This is a genomic window from Nitratireductor sp. OM-1 (genome assembly GCF_003296175.1).
Taxonomy (GTDB): domain Bacteria; phylum Pseudomonadota; class Alphaproteobacteria; order Rhizobiales; family Rhizobiaceae; genus Nitratireductor; species Nitratireductor aquimarinus.
In genome coordinates this window covers 2385565-2406403 of the sequence record NZ_CP029208.1, presented here as the reverse complement: position 1 = coordinate 2406403, position 20839 = coordinate 2385565, and the positions used below count along the sequence as shown (strand labels likewise).

General features: G+C 62.1%; 17 protein-coding genes. 9 read left to right on the top strand and 8 right to left on the bottom strand.

The annotated features are described in order from the left end of the window. The first annotated feature begins 256 nt into the window (after positions 1-256). The 5 genes from DEJ54_RS11280 (at position 257) to DEJ54_RS11260 (ending at position 6127) form a co-directional block, all read left to right on the top strand. Positions 257-1459, top strand: a complete 1203-nt coding sequence (locus DEJ54_RS11280) for an MFS transporter (protein WP_113156233.1) — start codon at positions 257-259, stop codon at positions 1457-1459. Positions 1460-1538: 79 nt separating this feature from the next. Next, positions 1539-2093: a cysteine hydrolase family protein gene (locus tag DEJ54_RS11275; RefSeq protein WP_113154649.1), complete on the top strand. Its 555-nt coding sequence runs from the start codon at positions 1539-1541 to the stop codon at positions 2091-2093. A 466-nt stretch (positions 2094-2559) separates the two neighbouring features. Continuing rightward, on the top strand, positions 2560-3168 hold the full coding sequence (locus DEJ54_RS11270; protein WP_113154648.1) for a TetR/AcrR family transcriptional regulator: 609 nt from the start codon (positions 2560-2562) through the stop codon (positions 3166-3168). A 13-nt stretch (positions 3169-3181) separates the two neighbouring features. Continuing rightward, positions 3182-4342 (top strand): isovaleryl-CoA dehydrogenase, encoded by a 1161-nt coding sequence (locus DEJ54_RS11265; RefSeq protein WP_113154647.1) that lies wholly within the window; start codon positions 3182-3184, stop codon positions 4340-4342. Positions 4343-4519: 177 nt separating this feature from the next. Beyond that, positions 4520-6127, top strand: a complete 1608-nt coding sequence (locus tag DEJ54_RS11260) for a carboxyl transferase domain-containing protein (RefSeq protein WP_113154646.1) — start codon at positions 4520-4522, stop codon at positions 6125-6127. A gap of 17 nt (positions 6128-6144) precedes the next feature. On the opposite strand, the gene DEJ54_RS11255 is transcribed toward DEJ54_RS11260, so the two are convergent. The 3 genes from DEJ54_RS11255 to DEJ54_RS23175 all read right to left on the bottom strand — a co-directional run bounded on the left by DEJ54_RS11255 (position 6145) and on the right by DEJ54_RS23175 (position 11302). Further along, positions 6145-6795 carry a DUF922 domain-containing protein gene (locus tag DEJ54_RS11255; RefSeq protein WP_113154645.1) on the bottom strand — a complete coding sequence of 217 codons (651 nt, stop codon included), beginning with the start codon at positions 6793-6795 and terminating at the stop codon, positions 6145-6147. A 268-nt stretch (positions 6796-7063) separates the two neighbouring features. After that, complete coding sequence (locus tag DEJ54_RS11250) at positions 7064-10963, bottom strand: TonB-dependent receptor (RefSeq protein ID WP_204360797.1); 3900 nt, start codon at positions 10961-10963, stop codon at positions 7064-7066. 177 nt (positions 10964-11140) lie between these two features. Continuing rightward, entirely contained in the window at positions 11141-11302 is a 162-nt protein-coding gene (locus DEJ54_RS23175; protein WP_162742261.1) for a hypothetical protein, read from the bottom strand. Between the two features lie 414 nt (positions 11303-11716). Here DEJ54_RS23175 and DEJ54_RS11245 point away from each other — a divergent pair, with 414 nt between their 5' ends. Further along, positions 11717-13672 (top strand): acetyl/propionyl/methylcrotonyl-CoA carboxylase subunit alpha, encoded by a 1956-nt coding sequence (locus DEJ54_RS11245; protein ID WP_113154644.1) that lies wholly within the window; start codon positions 11717-11719, stop codon positions 13670-13672. Between the two features lie 91 nt (positions 13673-13763). Here DEJ54_RS11245 and DEJ54_RS11240 read toward each other — a convergent pair whose 3' ends face one another. The 4 genes from DEJ54_RS11240 to DEJ54_RS11225 form a co-directional block, all read right to left on the bottom strand. After that, positions 13764-14030 carry a sel1 repeat family protein gene (locus tag DEJ54_RS11240; RefSeq protein WP_113154643.1) on the bottom strand — a complete coding sequence of 89 codons (267 nt, stop codon included), beginning with the start codon at positions 14028-14030 and terminating at the stop codon, positions 13764-13766. Positions 14031-14411: 381 nt separating this feature from the next. After that, positions 14412-15248, bottom strand: a complete 837-nt coding sequence (locus DEJ54_RS11235) for an ABC transporter ATP-binding protein (protein ID WP_113154642.1) — start codon at positions 15246-15248, stop codon at positions 14412-14414. Further along, positions 15241-16296 carry an iron ABC transporter permease gene (locus DEJ54_RS11230; RefSeq protein WP_113154641.1) on the bottom strand — a complete coding sequence of 352 codons (1056 nt, stop codon included), beginning with the start codon at positions 16294-16296 and terminating at the stop codon, positions 15241-15243. Before DEJ54_RS11230 ends, DEJ54_RS11235 begins: the two co-directional genes overlap by 8 nt. After that, entirely contained in the window at positions 16293-17285 is a 993-nt protein-coding gene (locus tag DEJ54_RS11225; protein WP_113154640.1) for an iron ABC transporter permease, read from the bottom strand. The genes DEJ54_RS11230 and DEJ54_RS11225 overlap by 4 nt, the downstream gene beginning before the upstream one ends. 130 nt (positions 17286-17415) lie before the next feature. On the opposite strand from DEJ54_RS11225, the gene DEJ54_RS11220 reads away from it, so the two are divergent. The 3 genes from DEJ54_RS11220 to DEJ54_RS11210 all read left to right on the top strand — a co-directional run bounded on the left by DEJ54_RS11220 (position 17416) and on the right by DEJ54_RS11210 (position 19776). Next, a complete protein-coding gene (locus DEJ54_RS11220; protein WP_113154639.1) occupies positions 17416-18315 on the top strand; it encodes an ABC transporter substrate-binding protein in 900 nt (299 codons plus the stop codon). An 84-nt stretch (positions 18316-18399) separates the two neighbouring features. Continuing rightward, positions 18400-19314, top strand: a complete 915-nt coding sequence (locus DEJ54_RS11215) for an ABC transporter substrate-binding protein (RefSeq protein ID WP_113154638.1) — start codon at positions 18400-18402, stop codon at positions 19312-19314. Positions 19315-19431: 117 nt separating this feature from the next. Beyond that, entirely contained in the window at positions 19432-19776 is a 345-nt protein-coding gene (locus tag DEJ54_RS11210) for a DUF2147 domain-containing protein (protein ID WP_113156231.1), read from the top strand. A 94-nt stretch (positions 19777-19870) separates the two neighbouring features. Here the strand turns inward: DEJ54_RS11210 and DEJ54_RS11205 are convergent, their stop codons facing one another. Further along, positions 19871-20779 (bottom strand): LysR family transcriptional regulator, encoded by a 909-nt coding sequence (locus DEJ54_RS11205; protein ID WP_113154637.1) that lies wholly within the window; start codon positions 20777-20779, stop codon positions 19871-19873. Positions 20780-20839 lie beyond the last annotated feature (60 nt).

Here is a 20839-nt window from a genome sequence, read left to right as displayed (position 1 = left end):
GCACCGCAGCCTGCATCATGCAAAATGAAGCTAGCGTTCGGGCAAACAGCCCTTGGCAGCCCCTAGCAGCCCCCCCTGGCAGCCCCCGGCAGCCCCCTCCCGGCAACATTGCCACAAGACGCTTCAGCACCTCTCCTTTCTTCCCTGAAACGCTGCGCAAACCTTCTGCGCCAGCACTCCGTGCGCTCTCCCCCCAAAAAACGTCTTTCCCGGCGCTCAAAGCGCCATCCCGTTCATCCTGAACATGGAGTTTTCCATGCCTTCACGGCTTCTTTTGCCGGTGCTTGCGCTGGCTGTTTTCTTCGTCGGCGTGACAGAGTTCATGATCGCGCCCCTTCTGACGCCCATCGGCGCTGCCTTTGGCGTAACCCCGGCTGCCGCCTCCTGGCTGATTTCCGGCTATGCGCTTGCCTATGCCGTCGGCGCGCCGCTTATCGGTCTTGTCGCCCACCGGCTTGACCGGCGGCGTCTTCTGCTTACGGCGCTGACGCTTCTCGCCGCCGATGGGCTTGCGGTGGCCTTCGCCCCCACGCTTGGCATTGCCATCATTCTTCGTGTTCTGGGTGGAGTGGCGGCGGCCGCGCTCATTCCCGCCGTGTTCGCCCTCATTGCCGACCGGTTTCCCGAGGCGCGACATTCACAGGCCATGGGCCTTGTCATGCTTGGCATGACGGCAGGCATCGCCGCCGGGCCAGCGCTGGCCGGCGTCCTGACACAGCTGTTTGACTGGCGCGCGCCCTTCCTTGCCAGCGCCATCGGCTGTCTTCTGCTGCTCATCCCGGCAAGTCGTGTGCTTCGGGGCGATGAGACGACACAGGTGCCTGCCACACGGCAGCGTTTAAGCGGGCTCGGCAGTTCTGGAAGAAGCGCGCTCCTTCTTCTCATCGCCAAGGCTCTCTGGAATGGCGCTGCCGTTGCCGCCTTCGGTCTGAGTGGCGAGATGCTGCGGGACCGCTTTGCAACCGACACGCTGCAAACGGGGCTGGCGGTCACGGCATTCGGCTTCGGCCTGGCCGTGGGCAACCTTTCGACCGGCCTTGTCAGGCGGCTGTCGCACGGCGATGAGCGGCTGCTGGTCGCCGCCGTTCTGTTTCTCGCGCTCAGTTTTGCAGCCTTCCTGCTTCTGCCATTGCCGCTTGTCGGCACGCTTTTCTGCCTTGCCTGCTGGGGCATTGCGCTCGGTTTTGCAGCCCCTGCCAGCACGGCGCTGATCGCCCGCCGGGCGGGTGCAGACAAAGGGTTTGTGCTGGCCCTGTCGGAGAGCGCCAACAATATCGCGCTGCTCTCGCTGCTCACAGGTGCGGCCTTCGCATTGCAGAGCTTTGGATTGCCTGCGGCAGGCATGGTGCTTGGAAGCGGGCTCGCGCTGGGGGCGGCCCTCCTCCTGATGGACGGGTTGGTCCAGAAGCTGGCGAAACCCCAGCGCGATGGCTCTTGCAGGTCCGGCAGCCGGCGGTAGCATTGACCTGCTCCCCCTGCCTGATGCAGGCACCCAGTACAGGCAATTGCACAACAACCGGATATGCAAGGGCTCACCGATGGATCTAGACGACGCCGTTCTTCTGCTTGTCGATTATCAGCAGGCATTTGACGATCCGTCCTGGCCCCGACGCTGGAACAGCGATGTCGACAGGAACGGTCTTGCACTTCTCGCCGCCTGGCGCAGGGCAAAACGCCCGCTGATCCATGTGCGGCACGATTCCGTCGAGCAGGCTTCCACGCTGCGCCCCGGCGCGCCCGGCAACGCTCTGCGGCCGGGTTTCGAGCCGCTGCCCGGCGAACAGCTGGTCACCAAGAGCGTCAACTCCGCCTTTATCGGCACCGATCTCGACCTGCGCCTGCGTCGTCTCGGCGCGAAGACGGTGGTTACCTGCGGCATTTCCACGGATATGTGCGTGTCTACCACCATACGCACCGGCGCGAATATGGGCTGGAACATGATGCTGGTGGAAGACGCCTGCGACTGCTTCGATCTGCCGGATGGCAAGGGCGGGAGCGTTCCTGCCGAAGAGGTTCACCGCGCGCATGTGGCCACGCTCGGCTTCGAGTTCTGCAGGGTTGCGACCACAAGAGACGTTGTGAGCGCGCTCTGAGCCGCCCGTATGAACCGGGCGCGACGGCACAGAGAACAGGGACGGCTTTCCCGGTTTCCCACCCTGGTAACAACGCATTGGCATACCTGCTTCTGTCGCGTCCGGGCGGCTTCGCTTCTCTAGCGTAGGCCTCGTTTGCTTGCTCAGATTGCCGCAAATCCATCGAATGCCATGGTAGGCACGTCCATGGCATTGACCCAGTGCGTGGTTCGACAAGCTCACCATGAGGGAAGTGGTATCCGACAGGAGCCTAGATCCCGGTCGTTGCAGCGGATTTGACAAACACCGCCTCCCTCATGGTGAGCTTCCTGAGCTTGTCGAAGGGCGAACCACGCACCGCGCTGGGACTGCCAAACCATCTTGCGGCATGAACTGTGATCAAACGCCCTTTTGTCCGTAACCAACCAATTCACACCCATCTTGAATTAATTGAACGTTCGTTTTATTAATACGACAGGGAGGCACCATGGCGCGCACGACCGGCTCAGACGGTGAAAAGACGGAAGCAGCGATCCGCGAGGCGGCGCTGGACCTGATTGCGCGTCTCGGCTTTGAAGCCATGTCCATGCGCCAGCTTGCCGCCAGCGTCGGCGTGCAGCCGGCTGCTCTCTACCGATACTTTACGACTAAAGAAGCATTGCTCCATGCACTCATGCTCGAGCATATGGAGCGCCTTATCGCTTCCTGGGGGGAAGCGCGTCCTGCACATGGCTCCGACAAAGAGAAGCCGGCAGGACGCCTCGCTAAATTCGTTGAAAACCACATCCGCTTTCACCTGGCGCGGCGCAACGCAACCCATGTGAGCAATCTGGAGCTGCGCAGCCTTTCCAGAGAGCGGCTCGAGCAGATCCTTGCGCTGCGCAGCCAGTATGAGGGCGAATTGCGCTCCATCCTGACCGATGGCCAGCGCGAAGGCGTTTTCCAGATCGACGATGTGGCGCTGACGGCGATGGCGATCATCCAGATGATCACAGGTGTGATCGTCTGGTTTCGCCCGGAGCTGCGGCTTTCCGAAGACGAAGTTGCCGCTAACTATCACACCATGACCATGCGCCTTGTGGGCGCGGAGGCTTGACCGGAGGAGACCGATGTATACCGGATCGATGAATTTCGGGCTTGGCGAGGACATCGACGCGCTGCGCGACATGACGCATCGCTTCGCTCAGGAAAAGATAGCGCCACTGGCGGCGGAAACCGACGAAAGCAATGAGTTTCCAGCCCATCTCTGGCAGGAAATGGGTGCGCTCGGCCTGCTCGGCATGACCGTTGATCCGGATTATGGCGGCTCGGGCCTCGGCTATCTGGCGCATGTGGTGGCGATGGAGGAAATCTCGCGCGCCTCGGCCTCGGTCGGCCTTTCCTACGGCGCGCATTCCAATCTCTGCGTCAACCAGCTCCGCCGCTGGGGCAATGATGCGCAGAAGGAAAAATACCTTCCGGCACTCTGCTCTGGCGAAACCGTGGGCGCGCTCGCCATGTCCGAGACCGGCGCGGGCTCCGATGTCGTGTCCATGAAGCTCAAGGCAGAAAAGCGCAATGACCGCTTCGTGCTCAACGGCTCGAAAATGTGGATCACCAACGGCCCCGATGCGGGCACGCTGGTTGTCTACGCCAAGACCGATCCCGATGCGGGCCCGCGCGGCATCACCGCCTTCATCATCGAGCGCGACATGAAAGGCTTCTCGGTCGCGCAAAAGCTCGACAAGCTTGGCATGCGCGGCTCCAACACCGGCGAACTGGTGTTCGAGGATGTGGAAGTGCCCTTCGAGAACATGCTTGGCGAGGAAGGCAAGGGCGTCAACATTCTGATGTCGGGGCTCGACTATGAGCGTGTGGTGCTGGCCGGCGGCCCGGTGGGCATCATGGCGGCCTGCCTCGACGTGGCAGCACCCTATGTGCGCGAGCGCCAGCAGTTCGGCCAGCCGGTCGGCTCGTTCCAGCTTGTGCAGGGCAAGCTTGCCGACATGTACACGACGATGAACGCCTGCCGGTCCTATGTCTATGCGGTGGCCAGCGCCTGCGACCGTGGCGAAACGACCCGCAAGGACGCCGCCGGCTGCATTCTCTACGCAGCCGAGAAAGCGACGCAGACGGCGCTCGATGCGATCCAGCTTCTGGGCGGCAATGGCTATGTGAACGAGTTCCCCGCCGGTCGCCTCCTGCGCGACGCCAAGCTCTACGAGATCGGGGCCGGCACGAGCGAAATCAGGCGCTGGCTGATCGGTCGCGAAATGATGACGGAAGCCTGATGCGGGCCTTGCAGACCGCACTGCCCGCTTCTCTGCAAGATTTTCTGCAGGATTTTCTGGCCGGTGCTCTTCTATCCGTTGCGCCGGGCAGACATGATGCGCTTACCTGACGCTCAATTCGTTTGCGCAGATTGACCACCAAAGGGCCTTGCGCCCGACAATGCCGCCGGAGATCGCATGACCGTCCTTCAATCGCAGCTTTCCACCGCCTCCGACGCATACAGGGCCAATTTCGAACGCATGCAGGCGCTGGTGGCCGAAACGGCAGAGAAAGCCGCGCTCGTGGAGCGTGGCGGGTCTGACGAGGCGCGCGAACGCCATGTGAAGCGCGGCAAGCTTCTGCCGCGCGAACGGCTCGCCCAATTGCTCGATGTCGGTGCGCCCTTTCTCGAAATCGGCCAGTTCGCAGCCCACGACATGTATGGCGGCGACATCGCTTCGGCCGGCCTGATCGCCGGCGTCGGGCGCATCGAGGGTCGCGAATGCGTCATCGTCGTCAATGACGCCACCGTGAAGGGCGGCACCTATTATCCGCTGACGGTGAAGAAGCATTTGCGCGCGCAGGAGATCGCGCTCGAAAACAATCTGCCCTGCGTCTATCTGGTGGATTCGGGCGGGGCCAATTTGCCGAACCAGGACGAAGTGTTTCCCGACCGCGAGCATTTCGGCCGCATCTTCTTCAACCAGGCCAACATGTCGGCAAAGGGCATTCCCCAGATTGCCTGCGTGATGGGCTCCTGCACCGCCGGCGGCGCCTATGTTCCCGCGATGAGCGACGAGACCATCATGGTCAAGGGACAGGCAACGATCTTCCTCGGCGGCCCGCCGCTGGTGAAGGCGGCCACCGGCGAAGTGGTGACCGCCGAAGAACTGGGCGGCGCGGAGGTGCACACGCGCGAATCCGGCGTTGCCGATCACTATGCGCTGGACGATGAACACGCACTGGCCATCGTGCGGCGCATCGTCAAAAACCTGAATCGAAAGAAGACGGTATCGCTCGATCTTCGCAAATCGATTCCGCCGCTTTACGACCCGCGCGAGATTTACGGCATCATTCCCGCCGACACCCGCCAGCCCTATGATGTGCGCGAGGTGATCGCGCGGGTGGTGGACGGTTCTGAATTCGATGAGTTCAAGGCCAATTACGGGACCACGCTCGTCACCGGATTTGCCCATATTTACGGAATTCCGGTGGGCATTCTGGCAAATAACGGGGTGCTTTTCTCCGAAAGTGCGCTGAAAGGCGCGCATTTCATCGAGCTATGCTGCCAGCGAAAGATCCCGCTCGTCTTCCTCCAGAACATTACCGGCTTCATGGTCGGTCGCAAATATGAGGCCGGCGGCATCGCCCGTGACGGCGCGAAACTGGTGACGGCTGTCGCCACCGCGCAGGTCCCCAAGGTGACGGCCATCATCGGCGGTTCCTTTGGGGCCGGCAATTACGGCATGTGCGGCCGCGCCTACTCGCCCCGCTTCCTGTGGATGTGGCCCAATGCGCGCATTTCCGTGATGGGTGGCGAACAGGCCGCGACGGTCCTCTCAATCGTCAAGCGCGAAGGCATCGAGCGCAAGGGCGGAAGCTGGAGCGCGGAGGAAGAGGCAGCGTTTCGCCAGCCGATCCTTGAAAAATACGAGCGTGAAGGCCACCCGCTCTATTCGAGTGCGCGGCTGTGGGATGACGGCATCGTGGATCCGGCGAAAACACGCGAGGTTCTGGCGCTTTCGCTCGGATCGGCGCTGAACGCCCCGATTGGCGACACGAAATTCGGCGTTTTCAGAATGTAGGCAAACGGCGTGGCAGATCAGTTGCTGCGCTGCCGGTCACCATTGATGAACTCCATCACCAGACGGTGGACATTGCCGCCATCGCCCATTTCGACGCGATCGAAATCGCGGCTGCGCTGACGCTGCGCCTGCGACAGGCGGCCCAGATGCTCCTGCAATTTCGCCCGCACCTTGCGGCAACCGGGATCATCCTCCGCGCGCAGACCGACGGACACGGCCTGGATCTCCTTCACCATGTCGGTGATGATCTCGCCATGCATTTCTTCATGCGTGCGCACGCCCGCACTGAAGCGATCCCAGGCGGCCTGCGTCTGCGGTGAGAGAGAAGAAGGCGCCTGCGGCAGGCGATAGGTGATGATGAGCTTCGGCTTTGCGGAAGCCAGCACGCAGGCTCCGTCCTTGCGCTGCTGATAATCGCGCTGCCAGGTCAGCCTGAAATCCGTATAGGCAATCACGCGTCGCACGCCCAGCTTGGGACCACGCTCGCCGATGGAACGGTAGAGATCCAGCGCGGTGGAACCGGTGATCTTGTAGGGCTCCACCTGTTCGACGGGCTTCCACCCGGCCAATGCAACGGACGGCAGCACCACCGCCACCGCCAGGACAACACCCCGAACAAGCTTGCTCAAATCCAACACCCCCGACACGCATTTCCGACCGCGCACCATGTTGCGGCTGGAATAGAGCGCTTCCGCTTTTCGTTGAAGCGCGAAAGCGCTCTAATTCATTGTTTCTGCGCAATTCCGGACGGAAAACCGGATCCCACTTTTCCTGGAATTGCTCTAGCAGACCGCCAGAGCGCCGGCCATGGCGTTCTGGCGGAAATGCAAGACGGGTCTGTTTCACGGGCAAGTTTGTCGAAATGACGACCCGCGCCATACGCTTGCGAAAACAGGTGGTGGGCGCCGCCCCCTCAAGCGGCGCCCGCCTCGGGCCTCAGAACTTGCCAACCATGTTCAGGAAGGCGCCGCGATCATCAAGCGTGAGATCGCGCAGATCGTCCGAGAAGCGCCCGAAATTGTAGCCCGCTCCGACCTTGAAATTGTTGCCGACGTGGCGGTAGAGGGCTGCGAGTGCGCCGTAATCCATCGACTCGATCTCTGGCAGATAGAAGGCCCTGCCCTCCACCATGGCGTCCCAGTTCTTGACCACGTGCAGGTCGGCCCTGACGATGCCAAGATGGGCGGAAGACTGTTCCCAGCTTCCCATCGCATTGCTGCCATCGGTGCGCCTGTGGCGAATTTCGCCCATACGCATACCGTATTTGCCACCCACCGAAAGCCATGGAAGAAGATCATAGGTGACGTCGGCAGAGACGATATGGCTCCGCTGAAGCGGGCCATTTGTCGAGCGTGACGCGGTGCTGATCTGCTCATTGCCCGGCAGATTGTAGAGATAGGTGTAACGCACCAGAGCATTGAGCGCGTCATGATCTACCGGTCGGTAGGCGTAGCCCAGCGAGCCTTCGACATAATCGCCATTGTAATAGGTTCCACCCGGCGTCTGCGAGATGACGGCATCCACATTGCCAAGGACCCGTCCATAACCATCATGGTCCATGGAAGCACCCGCGCTGACCAGATAGGTGTTGCGGTTGCGGCTTTCATCGTCTGAACGCTCGAAGCGCGCTTCACCACGCGCACGGGCATTGACGCCCAGTTCTTCATCCTTGAAGCCGACGCTGACGGAACCGGCATAGCGCTCGAAATCGGAATACTGTTTGCCGGTGTTCGGATTGATGCGATCATCTTCGATATTGCCTGCTTCAACACCGGCATCGACGGTCCAGGCTGCATCGGGCGTATAGATCACGCCATAGCGCTGAGCCAGAGCATTACGCCGGCCGAACAGATCGTAATCCGCTTCGGAATAGGCCGAGACAACATCGGTCATGCGCTTCTTCACGCCGGCAACCACTGCGCCATAGTCCCTGCCCTGCAGATCGTAGCCGTAGTTGCCATTCGAGGCGCGATCCGGATCGAGGCGATACCCGAGGTAATAGTGATCCTCGGGCGTCGGATCGTAGGTAACGGCGGCGAGACCGCCGATACCGGACTCACCCCAGGACACCTCGCCCTCTGCACCCACTTTCTCGGTCAGACGAACTTCCGCGCCAACACCATAGCGGTCATTCTTGCTCATATTGCCGCCGCGATCGAAGGTCGCCTGGGCAAAGCCGTAATAGAGATAATCGTCGTTCTGGCGATAATCGACGCGCATACCCGCATCCAGCCGCCGACCGCTATAGCCGGATTTGCCTGCGGCGACCGCTGCCGGCGAATGAAGTTCTGAGTATGCGACACCAAACGCAGCCTTCCAGTATGCGTCGAATGTGTAGCTGACTTCGAACTCGGCTTCCTTGCTCTCGCGCCCCTCGACGTTCCTGTAATCGTCGTAGGAGAGTTTTAACTCCATGTTCGCAGTCAGCGGAATTTCGGCATGCGCGCCCCAGATCCGCTCTTCCACATCCACCTGGTCGGTGACGCTGGTGAAGCCGGCCTCCTTCTTCTCATAGTAGCCGCCGATCTTGCCGGGCGTGCCAAACACACGGAAATCCTTGAAGTCCGCCTGTCCGCGAATGCTCCATGCCTTGGCTGCCTGTCCCGCCTGACCGGCGGTTTCGCGATCTGCAAGAGTGAGACCGCCATCGGTGGAGCGGGTAAGACCGAAGCCCGGCCCTTTCGAATAGGCGATTTCGGCATCGATATAGGTATCCTCGGAACGCTGGACGCGAATGTCGCCGCCATAAGCGGTCTGGTCCGACAGGCCCGTCTCGTCCCGCAGGCCGGTCGCACCGAGGCGCACATGGTTCTTGAGCCATGTCTCGGCGCGGCCGCCATAGACATAGTTTTCCATCTCGCTCGCCCTGGAGCGATATTCATACTGGGCCACCATATAGGCCGAATGGCCGCCAAGCGCCCCATCGCGCACCGCGCCGCCGTCGACCGTGCCGGAGTTGAGCGGCGCATCAAGGATCACCACGCCCTGCAGATAATCGATCGTGTAGTCCTCGCCGTAGACCAGCGCACGACGCTCGACGACGCGCCCCGTGGTCTTGTCGCGATACTCGATATGCAGCGTTTCGGAACCATCGACGATCCGCTGCCGCTTCAGGAAATAGGCGGAGCCGCCGGTGCCGAGAAATTCGTCGCGCTGCGGTAGTGTCTCGGGCTTTGCGGCAAAGGCGGTGGCCTTGAATTTGGGCTCGCCCCTTGCATTATTGCCCGGCGAACGCAGCACCATTTCCGCGCCGTAAAGACCTCGGTCGACCTGGAGAAAGCGCGTTCCGGATATCTTGGTCTTGTAATTACCCCACATGACGTGGCTCTCGCCGCGCTCAAGACGGACATAGAATTTTCCGTTGGTCGGCGCGTCTTCCACCGAGGTGGAGTCATCGCCATAGACCGGATAGTACTTGTCCGGGTCGATGCGCCGGAGAAGCTCTCTCGGGTCGCGGGCATCGAGATCCTTGAAAAGGTTCTTGATCTCGTTTTCGCCTGTGTCTGCCGCTGCCGTGAGCAGGAACTTGCCCTTGATCTTTCCGCGCAGGTAGAAGGCCAGCCTGCCGGAGTTCCACACCTTGTCGTATTCGCCCGTACGCACCTCTTCAATGCGCGGATCGCCGCTGCGTTTGCCGACGGTGAAATCGGCCAGAGCGACGTAGAACCAGTCATTTGTGGGAATGTTGACGTCGCGGCTGAAATAGAGACCACCTGCCTTGGAGCCGCCATCGACGGCCACGTCGACCATGTGCTGCCCCGGCGGGAGAATACGCTGGGTCACGAAAGTGCCCTTGGGATCGAGCGGGACCAGCTCATCGAAAACCACAATCCCATATCCTTCGGGAACGCGCGATCCGTGGACCGTGACGGCCCCGCCATAGACGGGAATGTTGCGGAATGCGGTTCGATCTTCTGAATTGCCCGGCGCGACGCCATTGCCGGAGTCGGACATGAACTCGCCGCGCGTGCTTGCGAAGGTCATCGGAACCGTTTCATCGAAGCGGCCCTTGGCGTCGTAGACGCGCAGCACATAGCGGAACTCACGCCCGCTCTGGGCCGGCATCACCCAGCCAGCCTCCCCGTTCACATTGATGGGAACCACGGCGACCGGCTTGTTCTGCCAGGCGACATTGTTCTCATAGATGCGCACTTCGGACCGGGTGATGAAGGCGGGATAGTTGGAGGTCGCGTAAAAACGCACCGGTTCACCGGCGCGGAATATGCGCTGGACCGGCACTGTCGAGACGTTGAGCAGCGGCTCGACATCAAGCCCGTCGAACTTGATCTGGATATCGACGGAGCTCAGATCCAGATCGGTCTTGCGCTGTTTGTCGACCGGGCGTGCGCCCGGCGATACGCCGAACATGCCCTCGTCCACGATCTGGCCGCTCTCATCAACAACCTGGCCATCCACGGAGATGACAAAGGGGATGGAGGGCTGATCGCCGGGCTGGGCCAGTTCGGTGTTCTCGCCGATCCTGAGCGTGCCCGACCCGCTATTGTCGAGCATCTTGCCACGGACGGTAGCCGGACATGGAAGCCCGCCACAGGCATCGTTCATTTCCATAAGAGGCGGCAACCCGTCATCGCCCTTGTAAACCACGCCGCCATCACCGGGGGCACCGACGGGCGGTCCTCCGACAGTCCCCGCCATGGGCTCACCACCGACAATGCGCCCACTCCCGCCAAGCGGCGAGCGGGCCAAAATGGGCGGTTCCGGGATCGGCTCGATGCCCTGCATGTCTGCAGCCAGAAGCGGCTCTGCCTGAAGGGCGGCAGAAATTGATATGATACTGCTCGCGAGCAGAAAGCGGGGTCGTGAACGTTCCATCATGAAATTTCCATTTGTTGTCTGCTGACGAATTCAACGGATCGCGCCGTTTTCACGCCTCCGAGCAAATCGGGGTTTCTCCCCGGCGGGTGCTGGCGCGGCTGACCAACCGGCTCTCGCGACACCGCCTTGCTTCTCATTTTTGTTCGGGCACTGATGGTGGGCATTCGACGCCCCGCCTCAGTCATTCTTGATTTCCGTCTTGATGACTGCGCAGGGCAGACCAGGCGACGGCGATGCGCTGCCTTTGGACGCGACGCTCAAACCACTGATGTTCAGCGCAAAAATATCGTTGCCGTCAGCGTTACCGCACGAGGGATGACCACATTCGAGTTCTTGCATGACCATTCGGGAACCAGCCTATGTGTATCGCGCCCGCAACCAGTGCTCCTGGCTGGGACTTTGTTGACGATGCGAAGTACTTGGAACGAACCGACGCGTACTCGGGGTCTAGACACACGAAAAAAATAGACGGAATGGATACCGCTTGAGCAGTGCTGGAAGGGTATGGTTACGGTATCGAAATCGAAGAGGTTACGGATTAAGATACTGAAATCACTTCGCCTTTCAGGACACAAACGGAGAGCAGACCTGTTCGATGCGGTCTCTCGGACAAGCGCAGCAGGACAGTTCAGCGTGGCTCCCGGAACGGTGTTTGCTTATGCATCCAAAAAACAGCGCCAGTGACCGATTCTTCGCTGCAAGCCTGTGCGACAGGCGTTATGCTCTGGCAGCTTTGTAGGAGGATCGGTTCGCATGTTTCAGAAAATCCTGATTGCAAACCGCGGCGAGATCGCCGTGCGGGTGATCAAGACCGCGCGGCAAATGGGGATCGCCACGGTCGCGGTCTATGCGGACGCGGACCGGGATGCCCGGCATGTGCGCATGGCGGATCAGGCCGTCCATATCGGCCCGGCTGCAGCTTCTGAAAGCTACCTCAACGGGGACCGTATCATTGCGGCGGCGCATGAAGCCGGTGCAGAGGCGATCCATCCCGGATACGGATTTCTCTCCGAAAACCCGGATTTCGTGGAAAAGGTGGAAGCAGCGGGCCTCGTCTTCATCGGGCCTTCGTCGCAGGCCATTCGCGCCATGGGGCTCAAGGACGCCGCCAAGCGCCTGATGGAAAAGGCGGGCGTGCCGGTGGTGCCCGGCTATCACGGAGACACGCAGGCGCTGGTGGCGCTCGCCTCCAAGGCGAACGAGATCGGCTATCCGGTGCTGATCAAGGCGCGGGCCGGCGGTGGCGGCAAGGGCATGCGCCTGGTCGCGGACCCGGATGCGTTTCCCGATGCGCTCGCGGCCGCGCAACGCGAAGCAAAGGCCGCCTTTGGCGACGAGCGCGTTCTGGTGGAGAAATACATCGAGACGCCGCGCCATATCGAAGTGCAGGTCTTTGGCGACAAGCATGGCAATGCGGTGCATCTGTTCGAGCGTGACTGCTCTGCCCAGCGCCGTCACCAGAAGGTGATCGAGGAAGCGCCCGCGCCCGGCATGGATGCGCTGACGCGTGAAGCCATGACGGATGCTGCGGTGAAGGCGGCAAAGGCCATCTCCTATAGCGGAGCGGGCACGATCGAATTCATCGTGGATGCGTCCGAGGGGCTTCGGCCCGACCGGTTCTGGTTCATGGAAATGAACACGCGCCTGCAGGTGGAGCATCCCGTGACCGAGATGATCACCGGCATTGATCTGGTGGAGTGGCAGTTGCGGGTGGCCGCCGGCGAGCCCCTGCCCCGCACGCAGGACGAGATCGCCGCGCATGGCCATGCGGTGGAGGCGCGCCTCTATGCGGAAGACGCCACGCGGGACTTCCTGCCGGCCACCGGAACGCTGCATCATCTGAAGTTTCCCGAGCATGTCGATGGCGCGCGCCTGCGCGTGGATGCCGGTGTTGCCGAAGGCGACGCCATCACCCCGTTCTACGATCCGATGATCGCCAAGCTGATCGTGCATGCCCCGACCCGCGAGGAAGCGCTGGAGGGGCTGGCGAATGCGCTGGAACGCACGGAGGTTGCCGGATCAACGGTCAATCTCGGCTTTCTGACCCGATTGTTGCGCGACGACGATTTTGCGGCCGGCCGGCTGGAAACGGGGCTGATCGCGCGCAAGCAGGAAGCGCTGACCACGGTCGCGCCGCTGCGGGACCGCCATCTGGCCGTTGCCGTTGCCGCCACAAGCGGGACGGCCACGGGTGCCGATGCCTCAGACCCGTTTTCGGCAATCTCGGGTTATGGGCATTTTGGGCCGCTCGTTCACAGGCGGACACTGGTGGATGGCGAGGACGCGGTGGAGGCGCGGGTGACGGCGCAGGGGGATGGCGCGTTGAGCATTCGTCTCGGCGACGACGAGGCGGCGCGACCGATCATCGTGCGTCGGGATGATCCGACACGCATCGCGCGCTGGCCGGGACATGTCACGGTTTTTGAGGGCGCGGATGCGCTGACGTTAAAGGTGCCGGATCGCCTTCAGGCTGCCGACGAGAGTGCTGGCGGTGACAGGCTGAGCGCGCCCATGCCCGGCCTTGTGAAGGTCGTGCGGGCAGCGGTGAACGACACGGTGAAGAAAGGTCAGCCGCTTCTGGTGCTTGAAGCCATGAAGATGGAGCACACCATCACCGCGCCTCATGACGGCGTGGTCGCAGAGATTGCGACCGAGGGGGCGCAGGTGAATGACGGCGCGATGCTTGTCCGCTTCCAGGACGCTGATTAGGAGAATAAGGCGCCCGGGAGCCGGTGGATCTGCGTCCGGTCCCGGGCGTTCCGCCCTCGCTATCAGTTCCCGGGCGTTCCGCCCCCCGTTATCAGTGCATCGTCATCCATTCGCGCGCATCGCGCAGCGCCTTGGCGAGTTCCGGCTTGCTCATGCTTGCGGCCAGTTCCGAGCGCAGCGCAGCGGCGCGTCCAGAACCCTTGATGGCCGCAATGTTGAACCATTTGTGCGCGGCCACCAGATCGACAGCACAATCGCGGCCGGTCGCATACATCATTCCCAGTTGAAACAGCACGTCCGCCTGGGTGGACGAACCAGCCGTACCGAAGCCTGCTTCCTGAACGTCATAACGTGCCATAATCCAAGATCCCTGTTTTCTCCCGAGAGCCTTTTGTTTTTGCCCGTCTGGGCTAGCCCTTCGATGCTTCCGAGAATGCAGGGAGCGGCTGAAATCGCCGTTAAATCTTGTGCTTAATTTGAAGAAAACAAAGTTCAAATTTTCAGTAAACGCCTGATTTTGTTAAGCATCGCAAACCCGCACGGTGTCGGGGTTTGGGCTCTGTGTGACCGGCTCATTCGTTAACGCCCAGGCTAAGACTTCGCTAACCATGCGGAACGCAAGAACAGACGGTTTTGTGAAAATTGCGGCGCATCGGAGCGAAAAGTGGGGACCGGCTTTCGGCCACTCCGATGCCCCATGGACGGTGTAGAGCATCGGACCGAACGGACGCTCGGCGCTTTAGTCCTGCACGAGGCGGTCGCGACGGGCCGGACAGGCTGCGAGCGGGACGCAGAAGGGGCGGCCTGACGCTTCTTCGCGGCGGACAATGCATTCAATGCCGAACACATCCTCGATCAGCTCCTGATGGAAAACCGCTTCCACCGGCCCGCAGCCGGCGACCTGGCCCGCACGGAAGAACACGATGTCATCGGCAAAGCGCGCGGCCAGATTGAGATCATGGAGCACGACCACCACGGTCTTGCCCTCCTGCGCGCCGAGGCGCTGCACAAGCGACAGCACTTCCAGCGCATGGGCGATGTCGAGATGATTGGTGGGCTCGTCGAGCAGTATGACGGGTGCGGCCTGCGCCAGAACCATGGCGATCCAGACGCGCTGGAGTTGGCCGCCCGAGAGCGTGCCGATGGCGCGATGGGCAAGCTCGGCGAGATTCGTCTGGGCGAGCGCGGCGGCGACGGCCTCGCGGTCGGCGCGGGCATCGGGCGCGAACGCCCGGCGGTGGGCGTAGCGGCCAAGAGAGACCAGTTGCTCGACCGACATTTCGTCGGGTGCGGTGGGGCTTTGCGTGAGCATGGCGATCTCACGCGCAAGCGCCTTGGCCGGGATCTGCGAGAGCGGCGTGTCGCGCAGAAGCACGGAACCGGCCTGCGTGGGCAGCATGGCCCGCATGGCGCGCAGGGCCGTGGACTTGCCACAGCCATTCGGCCCGCACAAAGCGGTGAGACGCCCCGGACGGATTGAAAGATCGAGCGCATCGAAGACGAGCTTGCCCGGATAGCCGAGCGCTGCGGCGCGCAGTTCGATTTCGCACTGGTCTGCCGAATGGCCTTTAAGCATGAACGCGTCCTGCACGGATCAGAATGAATAGGAAGTATGGTGCGCCGATCACGGCGGTGACCGCGCCGGCGGGCACTTCAAGCGGCGCGAAAAACACCCGCACCGCCAGATCGGCCGCGATGACGATGGCCGCGCCGATGAGCGCCGCGCCAAGCGCCTGCACGCCCGCCCTGCCCCCGAGCATGAGCCGCGCGGCATGAGGCGCGACGAGGCCAACGAAACCGATGGCTCCGGCAAAGGAGACGGCGGCGGCTGTGAGGGTGGCGGCGAGCGCAAAGAGCATCAACTGGGTGGCGCGGACGGGAAGGCCCGTGGCCTGCGCGCTCAGTTCGTCAAGCTGGAGCTGGTCCATGCGACGCGTGAGCAGAAAGACAAGCGGGACCAGAACGGCAAGCACGATGGCCAGCACCTGAACATCGGCCCAGCGCGCCTGATAGACGGTACCGGCAAGCCACATGGCGGCCTGGCTCGCGCGATGCACCGGGCCATCAACAATGAAGAGCGTGACGCCGGCCTTGGCCAGAGCACCCAGCGCGACGCCGTAGAGAATGACCCGCAGGGGCGGCGCTCCGGTGCGCGCGGCAAGCAGGATGACAAGCCCTGCGAAGCCGAGCGCGCCCAGCACCGCCGCCAGCGGCTGCCACTGAATGCTGACAGTGAGCGCATTCGCGTCATTGCTGAAGAGGAAGAGAAACACCACCACGCCAAGGGCAGCGCCATCTACAATGCCGAGAACCGACGGTGAGGCGAGCGGATTGCGCGTGGCGCGCTGAAGCGCGAAGCCTGCCAGCGCCAGCGCCAGGCCGCTCAACCCGGCCATGGCGAGGCGCGGCATGCGCAGCGACCAGATGATGATGGTGTCGCTGCGCTCTCCCGTGCCGAGGATGGCGGACAGGACACGCTGCAACGACATGCCCGAACTGCCCAGCGCAACGCTTGCAAGCGCAAGCGCGCATAAGACGGTGGCGCAGGCGACCAGGATGGCCACGCGCGCCGGGATGCGCGAGCGGACAGGATGCGGACGCTGCGCGAAAGAGGCTGCCGTCATGCTGCGGCTCCGAGCCGTTTGCGCTGAAGGAGATAAAGCAGCATCGGCACGCCGACCACGGCCAGAAGAACGCCAACCGGCGCTTCTGACGGATAGATGATGAAACGGGCCGCAATGTCGGCGGCGAGCGCCAGCGCCGACCCGGCAAGAAGCGAGAGCGGCACGAGCTGCCGGTGCCCCGGAAAGCCGCTGAGCCGCGCCAGATGTGGCGCGGCAAGACCGATGAAGGCGACCGGCCCGGCAACCGAAACACTGACACCGGCAAGGATGGCCGCAAGAACAAGCACCGTCATGCGCACTTTCAGAACCGGCACGCCCAGCGCCTCGGCAGTCGTATCGTCGGTCATGAGCGCGTCGAGCGTCGGGGCGAGGAAACGGCATGCCACCGCCACCAGAACGACCACCGGAGCCGCCAGATAGAGAAGCTCCGCGTCCCGGTCAGCGAAACCGCCGGAAAGCCAGAAGATCAGCTCTTCCATGGTGCGTTCATCGGCAACGATGACGATCTGGATGCCGGATGACAGAAGGGCGGCGATGGTGACACCCGCCAGAAGCAGATAGGAAGGCGAGGAAATGCCCCCTGCCGAGAAGGCAAGCGAGAAGACGAGAAGCGCGCATAAAAGCGCGCCAAGGCAGGCCGCGAGCGCAATGAGGGAGAGTGATCCCGTGCCGGTGAAGACGACCAAGAGCACGACGGCAAAGCCAGCCCCTGCATTGATGCCCAGAAGACCGGGTTCGGCCAGCGGATTGCGGGTCGCCGTCTGAAGCAGAAGCCCGGCAAGACCGAGCGCCCCTCCCACAATGAGCGCCACAGCCGTGCGCGGAACACGCAGCGTGTTGACGATCAGCGCGGCCTGATCGTCCCCGCCCTGGCTCAGGGCGCGCCAGACCTCTGCGCTGGGTGTGAAGCGAATACCCACATGCAGGCTGATGATCGCCAGAAGGGCAATCACCGCAATCAATATGGCGTGTGGAAGATAGCGCGGCATCCGTCTCTCTTTCGTGCCCGCTGCATCCCAGAAATTGACTAATAATGTCAACTTCAAACTTGACATTTTAACGCAAGATTTGTTGGTCGTGCCGGCAAGACAGCCACCGCGTCAAATCAGGAGACAGATCATGCGCGTCCTTCCCCTCTTACCGGCCATGCTGATGGCGTTGTTCACGGCGGCGGCAGGCGCTGCCGGGATCGAGCACGCCATGGGAACGGCCACGGTGCCCGACGCTCCGCAGCGCGTGATCGTGCTGACCAATGAAGGCACGGAAGCCCTGCTGGCGCTGGGCGTGAAGCCCGTGGGCGCGGCGAATTCCTGGAATGGCGATCCCTGGTATGCCCATATCGCGGACCAGATGGAGGGCGTGGAGCCGGTCGGCAAGGAGAGCGCCGTCAATCTGGAACTGATCGCTGCACTTGAGCCAGACCTCATTCTGGGCACCAGGATCCGTCACGAAGGAATTTTCGAGCAGCTTTCCGCCATCGCCCCGACCGTTGTTTCGGAGCGCCTGCGCGGCGACTGGCGCGAGAATTTCGAACTCTGGGCGAAGGCGCTGAACCGGCAGGAAGCCGGCGAGAAGGTGCTTGAGGACTTCGACGCGAAGGTCTCGTCCCTGAGAAATGATCTGGGCGAAGCGGTGGATGAGAAAGTCTCCGTGATCCGCTTCATGCCCGGCCACATCCGCATCTACCAGAAGGACAGTTTTTCCGGCTTCATCCTCGACAGGGTCGGGTTTCAGCGCCCTGAAAATCAGGACGTGGACAACTTCATGCTGAAGGCCGGAAAGGAAAGCATTCCGGACATGGATGGCGACCGCATTTTCTACTTCACCTATGAACCCGGCGATGGCGACGCGACCAGACTTTCTGAAGAGGTGCTGGCCGATCCGCTGTGGCAGACGCTTTCAGCCGTGAAAGCGGGCAAGGTTCACCAGGTGGATGACACGATCTGGAATACGGCCGGAGGCGTTCTGGCCGCGAACCTGATGCTCGACGATCTTGCCCGCCTTTACGGGCTTCGTTGATCAAGACCGGAACGGCCTGCCAGTGACGGGCCGTCCCACCCTCCCCGTTTTGGGGATTTTTCTCATTTTCAGACGAGATTTTTCATGAAACGATTGCTTATTCCCCTTTTGACCCTTGCCCTGTCCGCCGTGAGCGGAGCCGCTCTGGCCGGCAATGTGCAGCATGCCATGGGCAGAACGACGACGCCCGACAACCCTCAGCGCATCGTGGTGCTGACCACCGAGGGAACGGAGGCGGTTCTCGCACTGGGCATCAAACCGGTGGGCGCCGCCAATGGACGCGCAGTCAATGCGCGTGGCTCCGTCTGGTATGCGCATGTGGCCGACTGGCTTGACGGCGTGGAGCCGCTTGGCGAGGAGCGTGCGGTCAATCTGGAGCAGATCGCGGCGCTGGAGCCGGACCTGATCCTCGGCAACCGCCAGCGTCATGAGGGCGTATACGACCAGCTCTCGGCGATTGCGCCCACCGTGCTGTCCAACCGTCTCAGGGGCGACTGGCGCAAGAATTTCGAACTCTATGCCGAAGCGCTTGGCAAGAAGGACGAAGGGGCTGCGGTGCTTGCGGCCTTCGACAAGCGTGTGGCTGAACTGTCCGACGCGCTTGGCGCGCAGAAGGACGAGACGCTTTCCGTCATTCGCTTCATGCCCGGACAGATCCGCATCTACCAGAGAGACAGTTTTTCAGGCGATGTGCTTGCCCGCCTCGGCATTGCGCGGCCTGAACTCCAGCAGGAAGACAGCTTCGTGCTTAAGGTCGGCAAGGAGAGCATTCCCGACATGGATGGCGACCGGCTGGTGCATTTCACCTATGAATCCGGTGACGGAAAGGCCACCGCGCTTTCGCGCGACATTGCCAGCGATCCGCTCTGGCAGAGCCTGAAGGCCGTGCAGGCTGGCTCGGTTCATGCCGTTGATGACGTGATCTGGAACACGGCTGGCGGCATCCTCGCGGCAGAGCGCATGCTGGATGACGTGGCGAAGATCTACGGCGTCGACTGAGAGAGAAACCCCTGCCCCTCATGCGGCAGGGGCTTTCAAAAGCCCGTTCAGAAAGAGGTTGTATTACGTTTACGTTCGCGTAAGCTTACAGCCGCAACGTCATTGGGAGGAAGAATGATGATTGGCAAACTCTTTCTGGGCGGTGCGGCCCTGCTGCTTGCCGGCGGTGTCGCCATGGCCGACCCGATCGAGGGGAACTGGAAAACGGAATCGGGCGCGACTGCGCAGATTGCCCCCTGCGGCGGCTCCTATTGCATCACGCTGAAAAGTGGAAAGTTCGCCGGCAAGAAGATCGGCACGTTTCAGGCAGCGGGCACCAACAAGTACACCGGCAAGATCACCGACCCAGCCAAGGACAAGACCTATTCCGGCAAGGGCACCCTCACCGGCAACAATCTGAAGATGGGTGGCTGCGTTCTCGGCGGCCTGATCTGCCGCAACCAGACCTGGTCCCGCATCTAGGGCAATTCCAGGAAAAGTGGGAACGCTCTAGGGTCAGGCGTAAGCCTCCAGCTCAATGCCTCCATGCGCCTTATCCCTGCGGGTGCATGGAGGTTCAATCCGCAATCAGCCCATCGCTACGCATCTGTGTAAGAATGATGTCGTGCGCGCGCGACTGTAGCGGCTCCCTCGCCTGCCCCTTGGCGGCCAGCGGCTCGCGACTGCAGACGAAATAGGGATACCACGCAGCGCCCAGACCATGATTGATCTGGCCGAGCTGCGCGTAGTCTTCTTCCGACAGCAGGGATTCGGGCACATAGCCCCAGCCCAGACCGTCACAGATCGCATCCTTGCCGAGTTCAAAACTACTCAGCGCAATCCGCTCGCTGCCCATGGCGTCGAGGTGGAAGCGCTCATGCTGCGTGCTGTCGAGATAGGTGATCTGCGGCAGGATGGAGAGATCCGCATCGGCGACATAGCTCATCGCGGCGAGCGGGTGACCACGCGCGACCATCATGCGCATGCCAATCCGCGCGATGACACGGCTGTAAAGCCCGCTGGCGGGGCCGGACCGGCCTGAAGCGATGAAATAGGCAATGTCCAGCTGCCCCTCGCGCACCAGTTCCGGCAGCACGTCGCTTTCCGCGTAACGCATGCTCAGGCGCACATCCGGCCGCGCGCGTCTGATGGAGCGGATTACGTGGCGCCAAAAATTTTCCGAAAGCACGTCGTCGCGACCGATCCGCAACTCCTGGCCCGCAGTCTCCTCGCCGCGCGCACAACGCTCGATGATGCTGTTGGAAAGCGCGATGATACGGGCGCAGTCGTCCAGAATATGCTCGCCGACCGGCGACAGGGTGAGGCTGTTGCCGCGCCGCACGAAAAGCTCCGCACCCAGCTCATCCTCCAGCGCGGCAATGGCCATGCTGACCGTGGAACGGTTGCGGCCCAGCTGCACCGCTGCGCCCGAAATGGAGCCGGTTCGCGCCGCAGCCTCAAAATATTCCAGGTAGTCGAGCCGCATTGGAACGGCCTTTCGTCAAAATTCTTGTCACTCAGCGATTTCTCATACGTCGAAAAGGCG